The sequence below is a fragment of the Facklamia sp. P9177 genome (genome assembly GCF_050409585.1).
In the GTDB taxonomy this organism is placed as follows: domain Bacteria; phylum Bacillota; class Bacilli; order Lactobacillales; family Aerococcaceae; genus Facklamia.
The window spans coordinates 183126-198940 of record NZ_JBNUPE010000001.1 but is presented as its reverse complement, the minus strand read 5'-3'; the positions used below and the strand labels follow the sequence as shown (position 1 = coordinate 198940).

Annotated in this window: 10 protein-coding genes; 3 read left to right on the top strand and 7 right to left on the bottom strand. The window is 37.5% G+C overall.

The window, feature by feature from the left end; all coding sequences use genetic code 11:
- The first annotated feature begins 212 nt into the window (after window positions 1-212).
- Both ACQV18_RS00965 and ACQV18_RS00960 read left to right on the top strand, forming a co-directional pair.
- Window positions 213-884 carry a prepilin peptidase gene (locus ACQV18_RS00965; protein ID WP_428892396.1) on the top strand — a complete coding sequence of 224 codons (672 nt, stop codon included), beginning with the start codon at window positions 213-215 and terminating at the stop codon, window positions 882-884.
- Between the two features lie 454 nt (window positions 885-1338).
- Complete coding sequence (locus tag ACQV18_RS00960) at window positions 1339-1482, top strand: hypothetical protein (protein WP_428874500.1); 144 nt, start codon at window positions 1339-1341, stop codon at window positions 1480-1482.
- A gap of 320 nt (window positions 1483-1802) precedes the next feature.
- Here ACQV18_RS00960 and rpoC read toward each other — a convergent pair whose 3' ends face one another.
- From rpoC to ACQV18_RS00935, 5 genes are all read right to left on the bottom strand, one after another.
- On the bottom strand, window positions 1803-5429 hold the full coding sequence (gene rpoC, locus ACQV18_RS00955; protein WP_428874501.1) for a DNA-directed RNA polymerase subunit beta': 3627 nt from the start codon (window positions 5427-5429) through the stop codon (window positions 1803-1805).
- An 89-nt stretch (window positions 5430-5518) separates the two neighbouring features.
- A complete protein-coding gene (gene rpoB, locus ACQV18_RS00950; protein ID WP_428874502.1) occupies window positions 5519-9127 on the bottom strand; it encodes a DNA-directed RNA polymerase subunit beta in 3609 nt (1202 codons plus the stop codon).
- A 370-nt stretch (window positions 9128-9497) separates the two neighbouring features.
- A complete protein-coding gene (locus tag ACQV18_RS00945; protein ID WP_428874503.1) occupies window positions 9498-10163 on the bottom strand; it encodes a potassium channel family protein in 666 nt (221 codons plus the stop codon).
- Between the two features lie 16 nt (window positions 10164-10179).
- On the bottom strand, window positions 10180-11526 hold the full coding sequence (locus ACQV18_RS00940) for a TrkH family potassium uptake protein (RefSeq protein ID WP_428874504.1): 1347 nt from the start codon (window positions 11524-11526) through the stop codon (window positions 10180-10182).
- Between the two features lie 48 nt (window positions 11527-11574).
- Window positions 11575-12195: a class I SAM-dependent methyltransferase gene (locus tag ACQV18_RS00935; protein ID WP_428876580.1), complete on the bottom strand. Its 621-nt coding sequence runs from the start codon at window positions 12193-12195 to the stop codon at window positions 11575-11577.
- A gap of 147 nt (window positions 12196-12342) precedes the next feature.
- Between ACQV18_RS00935 and ACQV18_RS00930 the strand changes: the two genes are divergently transcribed.
- The gene (locus tag ACQV18_RS00930) at window positions 12343-12966 is read left to right on the top strand and encodes a thioredoxin family protein (RefSeq protein WP_428892395.1); all 624 of its coding nucleotides are present in this window, start codon (window positions 12343-12345) and stop codon (window positions 12964-12966) included.
- Between the two features lie 56 nt (window positions 12967-13022).
- Here the strand turns inward: ACQV18_RS00930 and ACQV18_RS00925 are convergent, their stop codons facing one another.
- Window positions 13023-14129, bottom strand: a complete 1107-nt coding sequence (locus ACQV18_RS00925; protein ID WP_428892394.1) for a hypothetical protein — start codon at window positions 14127-14129, stop codon at window positions 13023-13025.
- 21 nt (window positions 14130-14150) lie between these two features.
- On the bottom strand, window positions 14151-15152 hold the full coding sequence (locus ACQV18_RS00920) for a hypothetical protein (RefSeq protein WP_428892393.1): 1002 nt from the start codon (window positions 15150-15152) through the stop codon (window positions 14151-14153).
- Window positions 15153-15815: the final 663 nt, after the last annotated feature.

Below are 15815 nucleotides of genomic sequence, written 5' to 3'. Positions count from 1 at the left end.
ATAAGTGACAACTTCTATATACTAGCATGGTTTAGATTTTTTGTCAAACCTTTTTGAAGATTTTTTGAATTTTCTTCTAAATATCTGCTTTTTTAAAAGATATTCGCTAGCAGGAATTACATTTTACTATCTTTTTTAATTTGTGTCAATAATTTTTAGCACTTTTTTTCTTTTTTACGTGTATTTAAGCCTATAACTTATAAAAGGAGTTAATGATGACTCATATACTGTACTTTTATATTGGATCTTGTATAGCGAGTTTTGTTTACTATCTTTCTTATTCCATTATAAATAAAAGCTTTAGTTGGAAAGCACGATCTTCTTGTGATTATTGCCAGCACAAACTCTACTTTTGGCAGTTATTTCCTTTGTTTTCATATTTATTGCTGAAGGGGCATTGTTATTTTTGCTGTCGGAAAATAAGTGTCAATCACTTTTACTTTGAATTGTTTGGTGGACTCTGCTCTTTCTTCTTTTTTCTATTCACTGCTTTTTCTTTTTTTAATCTGATTTTATTACTTATCTTTCTATTCATGACCTTCATGGATATACTTGATCAGTGGGTTCCTGATTTTCTACAGCTTTCTTTTTTGACGCTCGGATTACTCTATAATTATTCATATAATATTATTCCCTTTCAGTATTTTCTTATTTTCTGTCTTATCAGCTTTCTTCTTATAAGAACAGAACAGTCTTGGATGGGAGGTGCCGATTTAAAATTCATCTGTATTTCTCTATTGTTTATTCCCCTAAGCTCTATTCCTTACTTTTTATTTTTAGCAGCTTCACTTGGACTTTTGTATTGTTATCTTTCTAAAAGTAAAATAATTCCATTTATCCCTTTTTTAATATTTTCTTTTATAACTAGTTATGTTTTGATATGATGCATTGTAAAATTTAATGCAACACGAGTAAAAATAAAACTCATAACAAATTTAATTCATGTAAAATGTCATTACTATAAAACATACACATGAAAGAGATTGTTATGAGCCCTATATATTACCACGGATGATAGAAGTAAGACTTTTCCCAAATACCTTCTCCTTTAAGACATTCTATAATTGGATATATAAGGAGACTTTATCCGTTTCCTTGCAGGTGTTAAGGAGAAAAGGTCACTCTAAAAAAACGAAAGAAAGAAGAGAAAGATTTGATATCAATACTTCTGTTTAGAAAAGACCCAAAGTGGTGAAGAAGCGCACTGAATTTGGACACTGACAACTTGATATTCTAGTATCTTCTTGAGGAAAAAGCAAAGAATGTTTAGCTACTTTTGCAGAAAGGAAGACTCGTACCTATTTTGTGATAAAAACATCAGACAGAAGTAAACAATCTATGTTAGAAGCGCTTTATCAATTAACAAAATCCTTACCACAAGGAGCCTTTAAAACATTCACATCCGATAGAGGAAAAGAATTCGCTTGCTATGACGTAGTAGAGAGTAAGTTAGGGATAGGTTTTTACTTTGCCGATGCCTAGAGTGCATGGCAAAGAGGCACCAATGAAGGCAGCAATGGCTTGCTAAGGGAATTCTTTCCTAAGAAAACGGATTTCGCACAGCTAAAGGATCAAGACTTGTTTAAAGCTATCTATAAAGTAAACGCTAGACCAAGGAAATGTCTAGCGTTTGAAGCACCCTTTGAACGTTATATTGAGGAATTGAATTTGTTAACAGAAGTGTCGTAATAATTATTGCAATATATCATATAAAAATACCCTTCAATTATGAAAAACTCCCCCTAAAATAGTTTTACTTTTGGGGGAGCAGTTCAATAATTGAAGGGTTTAATCTATTTTGTTTATTTCATTTGCTGTGGTTCCTCTGTTATCTCAGTTGGCATAGGAATAGTATCTTGAGTGGTTTGGATTTCCAAATCACGGTAGCTGTTCATTCCAGTACCAGCTGGGATTAATTTACCAATAATGACGTTTTCTTTTAGACCAATTAAGTAGTCACGGTCTCCACGAATAGCCGCATCGGTCAAGACACGTGTTGTCTCTTGGAAAGAAGCAGCTGAGATAAATGATTTTGTCTCAAGAGCAGCTTTAGTAATTCCAAGTAAGACGGGTCGAGCCGTAGCTGGTGTTTCCCCGCTTGTAATGGTGTCTTTATTAGCTTTAGCAAAGTCTGCGATATCCATTAAGGCCCCTGGTAAAATAGATGTAGAAGCAGGGTCCATTACACGAACTTTACGTAACATTTGACGAGCCATCACCTCAACGTGTTTATCACCAATTTCTACCCCTTGGCCACGATATACGGCTTGAACTTCGCGCATAATGTATTTTTGGACCGTTAAGACGTCAGTAACTGCTAATAATTCTTTGGGATCGATTGATCCTTCTGTTAAGGCTTGACCACGTTCTACACGATCGCCTTCATTGACTTTAAGGCGAGCAGCATAAGCCACTTTATAAGTGCGGTTATCCGTAACTCCTGTAACGGTAATTTCTTTCAACCGCTCGCTTGATTTTTCTTCAATCGAAGTAACAACTCCGGCAACTTCCGTAATGGTTGCTTGTCCTTTTGGAACACGCGCTTCAAAAATTTCTTGAATACGTGGTAAACCTTGAGTAATATCACCACCACCGGCAACCCCTCCCGTATGGAAGGTACGCATGGTTAACTGAGTACCAGGCTCACCGATAGATTGAGCAGCGATTGTACCTACTGCTTCTCCAACTTCTACTTCTGATCCAGTCGCTAAGTTGCGTCCATAGCAATGTTTACATACACCATGGTCAGTATTACATGTAAAGACTGAACGAATAGTTACAGCTTCAATACCTGCTTTAATAATTTCTGCAGCCTTCTCATCTGTAATCAATTCTTGAGCCTTAACAATTTCTTCTCCAGTTTCTGGATGAATGACTGATTTATGTGCATAACGTCCTTGTAAACGTTCTTCTAGGGACTCAATAACCGAATTACCATCGGCAATTTCACGAATTTCAACTCCACGGTCTGTTCCACAATCTTCCTCACGGATAATGACATCTTGAGCGACATCAACTAATCGACGTGTTAAATAACCTGAGTCAGCGGTCTTCAAGGCCGTATCGGTCATCCCTTTACGCGCTCCGTGAGTGGAGATAAACATTTCCATAACGTTTAAGCCTTCACGGAAGTTGGATGTAATTGGTAATTCGATAATTTTCCCAGAAGGAGCCGCCATATTCCCACGCATTCCGGCTAGCTGGGTAAAGTTAGAAATATTACCACGGGCACCAGAGTCAGACATCATAAAGATGGGGTTTAGACGTGGCAAGCTCTTTTGTAGATCCTTTTGAATCTGATCTTTGGCTTTTTCCCATGTACGAATAACATTTTCATAGCGCTCGTCTTCAGTTAGAAGTCCGCGTCGTCTCATTCGAGTAATCTCATCAACTTTAGCATGAGCTTTCTCTAAGATTTCTGCTTTACTATCTAAACTGAGAACATCCGCTACCCCTACGGTGATACCTGATTGCGTAGAATATTTATAACCCAAATCTTTCATCTTATCTAGCATAATTGATGTTTGAGTAATATGATAATGTTTAAAGACTTCAGCAATAATATTACCAAAATCTTTTTTCTTAAACGGTGACACAGGCTCCATCTGTTCAATAGCTTCTTTAACGTTTACACCTGGTTCCAAGAAGTACTTATCAGGTGTTTGTTGCGTTAGGTTCTCATTTGATGGCTCATTTAAATATGGGAATTCATCTGGCATGATTTCGTTAAAGAATAATTTACCAATAGTTGTAACCATTAAACGTTCTCTTTGCCAGTCAGTGAAAGTTTTATTAGTGAAAGACTTAGCAGGAATCGCTACACGGGTATGTAAATGCACATAGCCATTTTGATATGCAATCTCTGCTTCTGAAATGGAGCTTAGAATCATTCCTTCGCCCACACGTCCCGGTTCTTCAATTGTTAAATAATAATTACCAAGCACCATGTCCTGTGAAGGTGTTGCAACTGGCTTACCGTCCTTAGGACTTAGGATGTTTTGTGCACCTAACATTAACAGACGGGCTTCAGCTTGAGCTTCTTCAGATAACGGTACGTGAACTGCCATTTGGTCCCCATCAAAGTCAGCGTTATAAGCGTTACATACTAATGGGTGTAGACGAATTGCTTTCCCTTCAATTAAAACCGGTTCAAAAGCTTGAATACCTAATCGGTGAAGAGTAGGTGCTCGGTTAAGTAGTACGGGGTGTTCCTTAATAACATCTTCAATAACAGGCCAAATCGCATCATGTTGAACTTCAATCATACGTTTAGCATTTTTTACATTGCTAGCTATTTCGCGTTCTACTAATTCTTTCATTACGAACGGTTTAAATAGTTCGATGGCCATTTCTTTTGGTATACCACATTGGTACATTTTTAAAGACGGTCCAACAACGATAACCGAACGACCAGAATAGTCCACACGTTTTCCTAAAAGATTTTGACGAAAACGTCCTTGTTTACCTTTAAGCATGTGAGAAAGAGATTTTAATGGACGATTACCAGGACCAGTAACAGCACGTCCACGACGACCATTATCAATCAAAGCATCTACTGCCTCTTGTAACATTCGTTTTTCGTTTTGCACAATAATATTTGGTGCACCTAAATCTAAAAGGCGTTTCAAACGATTGTTACGATTAATCACTCGACGGTAAAGATCATTTAAGTCAGAAGTTGCAAAGCGTCCTCCTTCCAACTGAACCATCGGTCTTAAATCAGGTGGTATAACTGGCAAAACATCCATAACCATCCATTCTGGTTTATTTCCTGATTCTTGGAAAGAATCCAAGATATCTAAACGACGAATCGCTCGCGTTCTTTTTTGTCCAGTCAACGTTTTAAGCTCTTCTCGTAAACCACTGATCTCAGCATCTACATCAACTGCATGTAGGAGTTCTTTAATCGCTTCTGCACCCATTTTGGCATAAAAACGGTTGCCGAACTCACGTTTTTTCTCACGATACTCTGTCTCAGTGAGTAATGATTTATATTCTAGACCCGTATCGCCTGGATCAATAACTATGTAAGAAGCAAAATAAATCACTTCTTCTAATAGTCTTGGGCTCATGTCAAGGATCAAGCCGATACGGCTTGGAATCCCTTTGAAATACCACACATGAGTAACTGGGGCTGCTAATTCTATATGCCCCATTCTTTCACGACGAACTTTAGCGCGAGTCACTTCCACGCCACAACGGTCACATACGCGACCTTTATAGCGAACACGTTTTAACTTCCCACAAGAACATTCCCAATCCTTGGTAGGACCAAAAATACGCTCGCAAAAGAGTCCATCTTTTTCGGGTTTTAAAGTTCGATAGTTGATGGTTTCTGGTTTTTTGACTTCCCCATAAGACCATGAACGAATTTTTTCTGGGGATGCGAGACCGATTTTCATGGAATCAAATTTATTAACATCTATCAAGGGGCCGACCTCCTTCTTGATTTAAGCTGGTGTTTCCACCAATTAATGGAGTGCCTTTTCTCCAATGGCTCCAAGGCATTTAGACATTACTAGTCCTCTTTAGTTGTATCTCCACTAGTAATTGAGGCTGAACTTTCATTAGTTTCACTTGTTTGAACGACGCTCTTTTCTTCAGCGGCTTTTTGATCTTCTTTATACTTCTCAAGCGCATTAAAGTTAATTACATCATCTTCATCGTCATCATCCAATAGTTCAATTTCTTTATCTTCAGCATCCAAGACTTTCAAGTCCAATCCTAAAGCTTGTAGTTCTTTAACTAATACACGGAAGGATTCTGGTACACCAGGTTTGGGAATAGCTTCTCCTTTGACAATGGCTTCGTATGTCTTCACACGACCTACTACATCATCTGATTTATAAGTCAAGATTTCTTGTAAGGTATAAGCTGCACCATAGGCTTCTAAGGCCCAAACTTCCATCTCGCCAAAACGTTGTCCACCAAACTGTGCTTTACCTCCGAGCGGTTGTTGGGTTACTAATGAATATGGGCCCGTTGAGCGTGCATGCAGCTTGTCATCGACCATGTGTGCGAGTTTCAACATATACATGACACCGACTGAAACTTTTCGGTCAAATGGTTCTCCAGTACGACCGTCATATAGAGTTGTCTTAGCATCCGGTTCTAATCCGGCTTCTCTAACTGTTTCCCAAACCTCTTCTTCATTCGCCCCATCAAAGACAGGTGTAGCAAAATTAATGCCTAATTGACGTCCGGCCATTCCTAAATGTAATTCAAAGACCTGTCCAATATTCATCCTTGAAGGCACCCCTAATGGGTTTAACATAATATCAACTGGTGTCCCATCAGGCATAAATGGCATATCTTCTTCCGGCATGATTAAAGAGACAACCCCTTTATTTCCATGACGTCCAGCCATCTTGTCACCGACTTGAATTTTACGTTTTTGAACAATATAAACACGAACCAATTTATTCACTCCTGGTGAAAGCTCGTCGCCATTTTCACGAGTGAATACCTTAACATCGTGCACAATTCCACCACCACCATGGGGAACTCTTAAGGAAGTGTCACGAACTTCACGTGCTTTTTCACCAAAAATAGCGTGTAAGAGGCGTTCTTCTGCTGTCAATTCAGTCACACCTTTTGGTGTGACTTTTCCGACTAGAATATCTCCATCGCGTACTTCCGCACCGACCATAATAATTCCATCTTTATCTAAATATTTGAGGGATTCCTCACTAACATTAGGGATTTCGCGCGTAATTTCTTCTGGTCCTAACTTAGTATCACGTGATTCTGATTCATATTCTTCAATATGAATAGAGGTATAGACATCGTCTTTAACTAGACGTTCAGACATGATGATGGCATCCTCGTAGTTATAACCATCCCAAGTCATAAAGGCTACCAATGGGTTTTGACCTAAGGCCATTTCACCGTTTTCCATCGAAGATCCATCTGCTAAAATTTCATTAGCATCAACTTGATCTCCAACAACAACAATTGGACGTTGGTTGTAACATGTTCCCGCATTGGAACGTGCAAATTTAGTTAAGCGGTATTCATCAACAGAACCATCTTCTAATTGCACACGAATACGTTCAGCATCCACATAGGTTACTCGACCTGGACGTCGGCAAATCAATGCCGCACCCGAGTCGTGAGCAGCTTTATACTCAATACCTGTTCCGATAATCGGTGCTTTGGGACGAATTAAAGGAACTGCTTGACGTTGCATGTTAGCTCCCATTAAAGCACGGTTGGAGTCATCGTTTTCTAAGAAAGGAATCGATGCCGTTGCTACTGCAACTACCTGTTTTGGTGAAACATCCATAAAATCGACTGTGTTAGTTTTGACCTCTAAGTTTTGGTCTTTATAACGAGCCATAACCGTGTCATTTTCAAAAGTACCATCTTCATTTAAACGAGAGTTAGCTTGAGCAATGATGTATAAATCTTCTTCATCTGCTGATAAATACGCAATTTCTTCTGTAACGGTCTTGTTAGCCTTATCCACTTTACGATAAGGTGTTTCAATGAAACCATAACGGTTTATTTTTGCATATGAAGATAAGGAGTTAATTAATCCAATGTTTGGACCTTCTGGTGTTTCAATTGGACACATACGACCGTAGTGAGAGTAGTGAACGTCACGCACTTCATAACCAGCGCGATCACGTGTTAACCCTCCCGGTCCTAAAGCAGAAAGACGACGCTTGTGAGTCAATTCACCCAATGGATTGGTTTGATCCATAAATTGTGATAATTGAGAAGAGCCAAAGAACTCTTTAATAGCCGCTACAACTGGACGGATATTAATTAACTGTTGCGGTGTCATTGTTGAAATATCTTGTAAGGACATTCTTTCACGGACTACTCTTTCCATACGCGATAAGCCAATACGGAATTGATTTTGCAGTAATTCACCGACTGAACGAATACGACGGTTGCCCAAATGATCAATATCATCTGTTGAGCCCACTTGTTCATTTAATAATAAATAGTAGTTCATTGACGCGATAATATCTGCTGGGGTTAAGTGATGCACTCCTTCAAGATTAGCGTTACCGACAATATTAATCACACGGTCCGAATCAAGAGGGGAGTATACTTTGACCACTTGCAAGTCAATCGGTTCACCAATCACACCATCTGGTGAAGGAGTATAAGTATAAACATTCAAACCATTATCTAAATAAGGGATTAAACGTTCAATATCTCCTGCAGAAAGTTCAGTTCCTTCTGTGAAGAGTACTTCACCTGTTTCTGGGTCTGCCAAAGTTTCTGCGAGTGTCATTCCTAAAAGACGGTGCTTTAAGTGGAGTTTTTTATTAATCTTATAACGTCCAACTGGCGCTAAATCATAACGTCTTGGATCAAAGAAACGAGCCGTTAATAAGTTACGTGAAGAATCTGCTGTCTTCGGCTCACCAGGACGTAGGCGTTCATAAATATCTTTCAAGGCTTCTTCAGCACGGGAGTCAGAAATGTTTTTATGGACATCTTTAGCTAAAGTGTCATTCAATAGGGTAGTTTCAGATAAGATTTCAACAATCTCGTCATCTTCGCCAAAACCAAGTGCACGAATTAAGGCTGTAATTGGCAATTTACGTGTCCGGTCAATTCTGACATAGGCAATTCCTTTAGCATCCGTTTCAAATTCTAGCCAAGCTCCTCGGTTAGGAATAACGGTTGAAGCAAAAGTATGTCTTGATTTTTTGTCTACTTTATCATGGAAGTAGACACCTGGAGAACGTACTAATTGTGAAACAATAACACGTTCTGCCCCATTAATGATGAAGGTTCCCATATCCGTCATAATTGGGAAATCGCCAAAGAATACTTCTTGTTCTTTTACTTCACCAGATTCCTTATTAACTAAGCGCAAATTAACATAGATTGGTTTAGAGTAGTTGGCATCGTGGGAACGAGCTTCCTCTACTGTATATTTAGCCTCTTGAAATGAGTAATCATGGAAATAAAGTTCTAAATTTTCTGTATGATCGACGATTGGCGAGATATCTTGGAACATGGTCTTTAATCCTTCTTCTAAAAACCATTGATAGGAATCGGTTTGGATTTCAATCAAGTTTGGTAATTCCAAAACCTCATCAATTCGTGCATAACTACGACGTTCTGCTTTTTTACCATATTTCACGATATGATGCTGACTCAAACAATTCACCCCTCTTTAATATTACGTAGCGAATGGTGATTCTTCTGGGCTTGCTTTAACTATCGACCAGCAGATTACAATATGTTTACAAATATTATAATTTGATAACAAAATGCTTTTTGTCCTTTTTAAGGGCAAAAAAAAGACAAAAGAATTGATTTTAATCGCCTAAGCTTCCTCAATCTTTTGTTTACTCTGCCAAAATCGCCGACCGGACAATATTTCGGTGCCATTTTGAATTCAATGTTCACGCTATGCGTTATTCAATATTACACTTATTTTTTATCAAAGTCAAGACTTTCTTTCTCAGACTTTAAAAGCAAAAGACCACTCGAATTAAATTAGCAAGTGGTCTTATAAATATAAAATCTTAAATTTCTTTTTCTAATAAAACTTTCGCATTATTGGTGTTGGTTAAGCCGACAAAGAGGTCGCTTTCTTCAATAATAAAGTCTGGATTGACATTAATATCAAATCCTTCTTCAATACGAGACTTAATCGCAATCAAATTAATATCATAACGGCTTCTAAAATTTATTTCTTCAATCGTCTTCCCTATCCAATTCTTACGAGCGGTAAATTCAACAATGTGGCTCTGAGCGTCTAATTGAATTAAATCGAGTACCGAATCATTGGTCAGTTCATTACCAATCCGAATCCCCATATCTGTTTCGGGTAAAATAACGCGATCAACGCCTAATTTCAAAAGCACTTCTTTATACTCTTCTTTGCGCGTTTTTGCGATAATGGTCGGTACTTCTAACTTTTGCAAAGATAATAAGGTAGTAATCGTATTATCAAACTTTGAAGAGGAGGCAATAATTGCCATTTGTGCTTCACCAACTCCGGCTTCTTTTAATACTTCATACTTGGTAAAGTCACCTTGTACAGCTACTTCCACCTTACTAGCAATAGCTTCAACTAGCTCCATGTCGCGATCAATCACGATTACTTGCTTGTGGTTTTCCGCTAAAGTTTTGGCTAAGGATGTTCCGAATAATCCGAGACCTAAAACTGCTGTGATTTCTTTTTTCATGAAAGTTTCTCCCTTTCTATCCTATCATCAAGTTACCATGCGGGTATTTAATCTTTGATGGCTTTCTTCCCATACTCGCTGACCAAAAAATAGTTAACAACCCGATTCGACCAATAAACATCATAAAAATTAAAACGGTTTTACCAATACCAGTTAAATTAGGGGTTAAACCCATACTTAAACCAACTGTTGAAAAGCAAGAGACAACTTCTACTACTACATATTCGATGCCGAATCCTGGAGGAATTGTTTCTGTTATTAACAAGATCATGGTGACAAAGGTAATTAAGCTTAAGCCTGAAATTAAAATAAAGATGGCCTTCAAAATAGCTCCTTCAGGGATGGTACGCTTAAAGATAACCGATCCTCTACGACGAATAGCTGAAGAAGAAAAAATTAAAAGACTTGCTAAAGTAGTGGTCTTAACCCCACCCCCGGTGGATCCCGAAGAAGCGCCTAGAAACATTAAGACAATGGTTAAGAAAATACCGGCAGATGATAAAGCGGTATAGTCCACATTCGAAAAGCCAGCGGTTCGTGGTGTCACCGCTAGAAAAAGATAGTTTACAAGTCTAATAAAGAAGGGTTGGTCCTTAAACAAAGGACTAGGTTGTTCAGTTAGAGCGAATAATACTGTTCCTAAAAGGAGTAAAATAGCCGTTGTAGTCAAAACTATTTTAGTATGCCACAATAATTTACGATTGCGATAAAAGGTTAGCAAATCTCGCCAAACAATGAAACCTAATCCACCAATGATAATCAAACCCATACAAGTTAGGAGAACTAAAGGATTGTCTTGGAAACCAATCATAGAATCTCCCAACAAATCAAAACCGGCATTACAAAAGGCGGACACACTATGAAAGATGGCATAATAAGTTCCTTTTAACCAGCCAAAGCGTGGAATAAAGTCAATTCCTAATAAAGCCGCCCCAATAATCTGTACAATCAAAGAGAATTGGATGATATAGCTCAAAAGATTTCTAACTTCAGAAATATCGGAGATATTTAAAGATTCAAGTAAAACTTTATGCAGTCTTAGATTTATTTGCTTGCCCATATAGATAAAAACGGTAACCCATAAGGTCATAAATCCAAGTCCACCAATTTCAATTAAAACTAGAATAATCGTTCGTCCAAAATAATTCCAATGGTCTGTAGTGTTAACTGTTACATTTCCCGTTACACAAACAGCTGAAACAGCTGTAAACCAAGCATCAATTAGCTTCGTCCATTCACCTGATCGACTAGCTAAAGGAGTGGCTAATAGTATTCCTCCAATAAAGGAAATCACGACAAACGTCAGCACAATATAAATAGGAGCTGAAATCTGAGTAACATAATTTTTAACTTTATCGAACAAATAAACGCTTCCCCTCTAATCAATAATGACTTTTTAAAACCAATGTGTTTAATCTTGAAACAACTTGATGGATTGTAAAATCCAATAGCCTTTAGAGCGATCGATTTCACTGACATTACCAAATGTTTCTTCCATAAACTTTTTCATACTGGGTGCCCCTTGTTTTTTCTGGATAACCAGCCATAACTGTCCTTCCTCTTTTAGTGCTTGATAGGCTTGGGTCACAAATTGCTGAACAATAGTCTTACCAGCTCGAATAGGTGGATTAGTTAAAACATAATCATAAATTGGCTCGAAATTATGAGTGACAACATCTGCTTGTATAAAATCCAGATTTGTCACTCGATTCAACCGCATATTTTCCTTAGCTAATGCCAAGGCTCGCTGATTAACTTCCAAACCCAACACTTGAAGTGACTGCGATTGATCAGCAATAGCAACCGAAATTGGCCCATAACCTGAGCCTAACTCCAATAGTTGGCCGGAATTTATACTTTGATTAAGCTTTAAAAAATTTTCTATCAAGAGGCGCGAACCAAAGTCCACTCTACCTTTGGAAAAAACTCCCGCATCGGTAGAAAACTGATAACTTTGGTGAAAAAGCTGTGCTTCAATATAACGTTCATCATGACTGCTTTGTGGTTGCTGACTATAATAATGATCGGACATAAATACACCCCTTGCTTGAATCGATCTCATATATCTTAACATTATTGCTAAAAAAGTGATATAATTTAATTATTATCATGCTTAAGTAATTAAATATTTTCTATAAGAGTTAAACCATTACTAAGCTTTTTAGAAAGGAAGTTTACAGTGAAATTATTAAATAAAAAATTGTTCCTACTAATGTCAGTCTGTTTCTTACTAACTGCTTGCCAACTAAATGATTCTAAAATAGACAAACAAGAAAATCCAATCACAAATCAAAAAAGCAAGATTGAAAAAAGCGACTACATTGGAGAAGATGGTCAAGTTTCTTTTAAGGAAGACCTTATTCTTTTAAACTTAGATAAAGAAACGAAAGAAAAAGTCTATAAAGAGCTAGACAAGATTGAAAAATATGCCGGTGAAGTAAGTATCGCCCCTTTAAAGATGTCTAACCTTTCTAAAATAGAAGGTCAAACTGCTTATGAAGCAGTTATCGAAGATTCTAAAAATGAAGCCAAACTAATCTATGTAGGTTTTGATTCTTGTCCATATTGTCGTGTTTTTCTACCTAAGTTAAATCAATTAGCTAAAGAAATGAACCTAAATTATCATTATTATAATACCGATGAGCGAATGGAGGATGATAATTTCCGTGATGTTGTCGATAATTTCTTTGAAATTTCCACGGTTCCCCAACTGCTCATTGTTAAAGATGGTAAAGTAGACAGTAAATTGGAAAACTCCAATTCAATGGCTGACTTAGAAAAATTCCTTCTAAAGCTTAATTAATTAAGCTATTTAAAAATCGCCCTCATCTAAATTGAGGGCGATTTTTTAACCAATCTCTAATTTTCCATCGTTGTTTCTTCTGAGTCTTCTAAATAACTTTCCATCTCTTCACTTGATTCTTCTTCTATTTCAAGAGGAGTCATGGTCACTTCTTTTTCAGTATCAGATATTACTTCTTCTGAGAATGTAAACTCACCAGGAAAAGCCTCTTCTACAGCCATTTGAATCTCATCGATAAACTCACCTGTTAATTCATCAGCTTTAACGATATATTGATATTCTTCGCGATCTGCCTCATATTGAACTTCAAAGGTTGCTTCATCGTAAGTTAGCGCTTGGGTTTCGGTGCCTGGTCGAATACCTAAGATGATATCGAATTTATCGTCCACTTTGATCATTTCTCCAGCAACAAAAAGATCCGGATAAATCAGTAATTGCTTCTCTAAGTATTCCTCCGCTGCTTCTTCTGTTTCAAATTCACTCGAAATATAGAATAAAATGTAGCGTCCTTTTTCTTCAACCTCTTCTGCATAGGTCACTCGAACCAAAATAAAGTCTTCATCAATGATTTCTTTTTCAGCAATAAAGCGGTCTTTTGTCGCTTCATCTTCTTCAATCAATTGAATAAAATCATCCGCTTCTGACTCTTCTTTGAAGACATTAGCATTAAAAGTAATGAATTCTCCCTCAAATAAGTCAATCTCTTCTTCTACTTCCGTCTCTTCTTCCATTTCAATACTTGTTTCTGGTATCTTAATCACTTCAATATCTTCTGGTCGATTGGAAGGCTGTGGGCGACTTGGAATATAAGGTTGAGTTGGTCTAGGGTTTGGATTAGGTTGGGGCTGGCTAGCAACCGTTGTTACAGTCGTTTCTGTAGTTTGAACAGTTGTTTCTTTTGGGCTTTCAACTGTAGTGTTAGCAACAGTTGTTTCTTTCTCTTCAGACTCACCGCTACCATTGTTAGGCTTAGTTGTAGTTTCATTTTGAGGTTTACTAGGTGCAATCGTAGACTCCTGTGGTGCAGGCTGATTTCCTTCGTTTGCGGGTGGGGTTTGCTCAGTGTCCGGCTTATTTTCAGTGTCATCCTGAGCAAAAATTGTCCCCACGCATCCAAACGTTAAAACGGTAACTACTAAAAGATTAATAAGTTTATTCTTCATTCTATTTTCTTCCTTTCTTATTTAGCGACGGAAACCTAAAACAATTAAGACAATTCCTAAAAGGAATAAAACAACTGCAACTCCTATAGTTACAATAGAAACATTATCTTCAGAAATCCCTAGGTTCATTAACTTTTCCTTTAAGTTTATCTGTGTTAAATAGTCATCAACTTTGGTGTTGAATTGAGAAAATAGATTTCCTGCCATGTTTGAGCCGTTATCATCACTTTCTACACTCGCTTGCCTCTCAGATAAAGGTAGTTGGCGAAGTGTCACTAACGTTTTGCCATTTTCTTCTACACTTTCAAAACTGAATTCACCAGGAAAACGTTCTTCAATGGCTTGACGATAAGGGTCATCACCATTTGATTCTAATTCATACTGATAAGGCTCTCTTTGATCATAGTATTCAATTTCTTGCTTAGCTGTATCGATACCAAAGCCATCTGCATTGGCATTAACTTTCAAAGCAAAAGCCAGATCATATCCATCACCTTGTGATGTCAGTTCACCTTTTTCAAACAAATCGGGATAATATAATAAATGTTTATCCAAGACTTCTTGGGCTTGACTTTGATCGGAAATATTGACTGGAAAATATAAAACAATCAGTTGACCATCTTCTTTAGCACTGTCACGATAATTAGCTGAAAGTAAAAAGCGACTCTCTTCAGAGACATCCTCTAAAATTATCTGATCATTCAGACTTGAATCATTCTTTACATAATCGGCGAAGTTTTCCAATGATTCTTGATCTTCAAATTCATTTAGGGGATAGACAACAATATCCGTTTCAAACAAACCTTCTTCCACTGTATTGCTAGATGCTTTTTGCTCATTCTGGCCAGCAGATGATTCGTCGTCAGAATTAGTAGATTCTTCTACTTTCTTTAAGTCTGACGGAAGGGCAGGTCGTGGAATGAAAGGGTCAGAAGTTGCTTCTACCATCAAGTTAGAACAAGTATAAAGACTGAACAGGAACCCTATTAACAAACAATAAAAAAAACTCTTTTTCTTTTGCATAAACCGAACTCCTCTAAATTTGTTAACTACATTATAACAGTCTTATACCTTTTTTAATAATAGAAACTTTGAATTTTTTAAAAAAGAGACCTTAACAAAGTCCCAAACAATCAGTCCCAATAATCCGAATGCAGGGTAGTTTCATAAAGGGGATCATAAGCAAGTTTTTGCCTATACTATTCAAACAGCTTGCGATTGCAAGGGGGTGGGTATTAGCTTATAGTGTCTACTCTAGAAATACCCACTATACGCAAGTATTTCGATTACTATTTAAAAAGATTACTCTTTTTAATTCCACTCATCTCATTGCAGAGGCGAGCTATAAAACGCCCACCATCGTTCAATTTCTTTTAAACCAATCCACCATACCAGTGTTTCCTTATACGCGACCAAGACGTAAACCCGAGCATAGAGAGTGTATCTATGATGAATACTATGACTGTTATTTAGATGAAAAAATGGGGTCTATCATTCTACGACCACTAATCAAAAAGGCTATCGAGAGTACAAAGCCTCTCGTCAAGATCAGGAGAACAATCAAAATAAATGTGTAATTAGCCGACATGTGTGGCAAAAAACCCTTGAAAGGTGTGAGGATATCAGGTATTCAGAGGGTATGCGTGCTCTTTATAAAGAATCCAAAGAGTCCGCTGACAGAATATT

Bases quoted from the DNA above. Each gene is read 5' to 3' on its own strand.
- ACQV18_RS00925 (WP_428892394.1), bottom strand. From the start codon at position 14,129: ATGAAGAATAAACTTATTAATCTTTTAGTAGTTACCGTTTTAACGTTT.
- ACQV18_RS00965 (WP_428892396.1), top strand. From the start codon at position 213: ATGATGACTCATATACTGTACTTTTATATTGGATCTTGTATAGCGAGT.
- ACQV18_RS00945 (WP_428874503.1), bottom strand. From the start codon at position 10,163: ATGAAAAAAGAAATCACAGCAGTTTTAGGTCTCGGATTATTCGGAACA.
- ACQV18_RS00920 (WP_428892393.1), bottom strand. From the start codon at position 15,152: ATGCAAAAGAAAAAGAGTTTTTTTTATTGTTTGTTAATAGGGTTCCTG.
- ACQV18_RS00935 (WP_428876580.1), bottom strand. From the start codon at position 12,195: ATGTCCGATCATTATTATAGTCAGCAACCACAAAGCAGTCATGATGAA.
- ACQV18_RS00960 (WP_428874500.1), top strand. From the start codon at position 1,339: ATGTTAGAAGCGCTTTATCAATTAACAAAATCCTTACCACAAGGAGCC.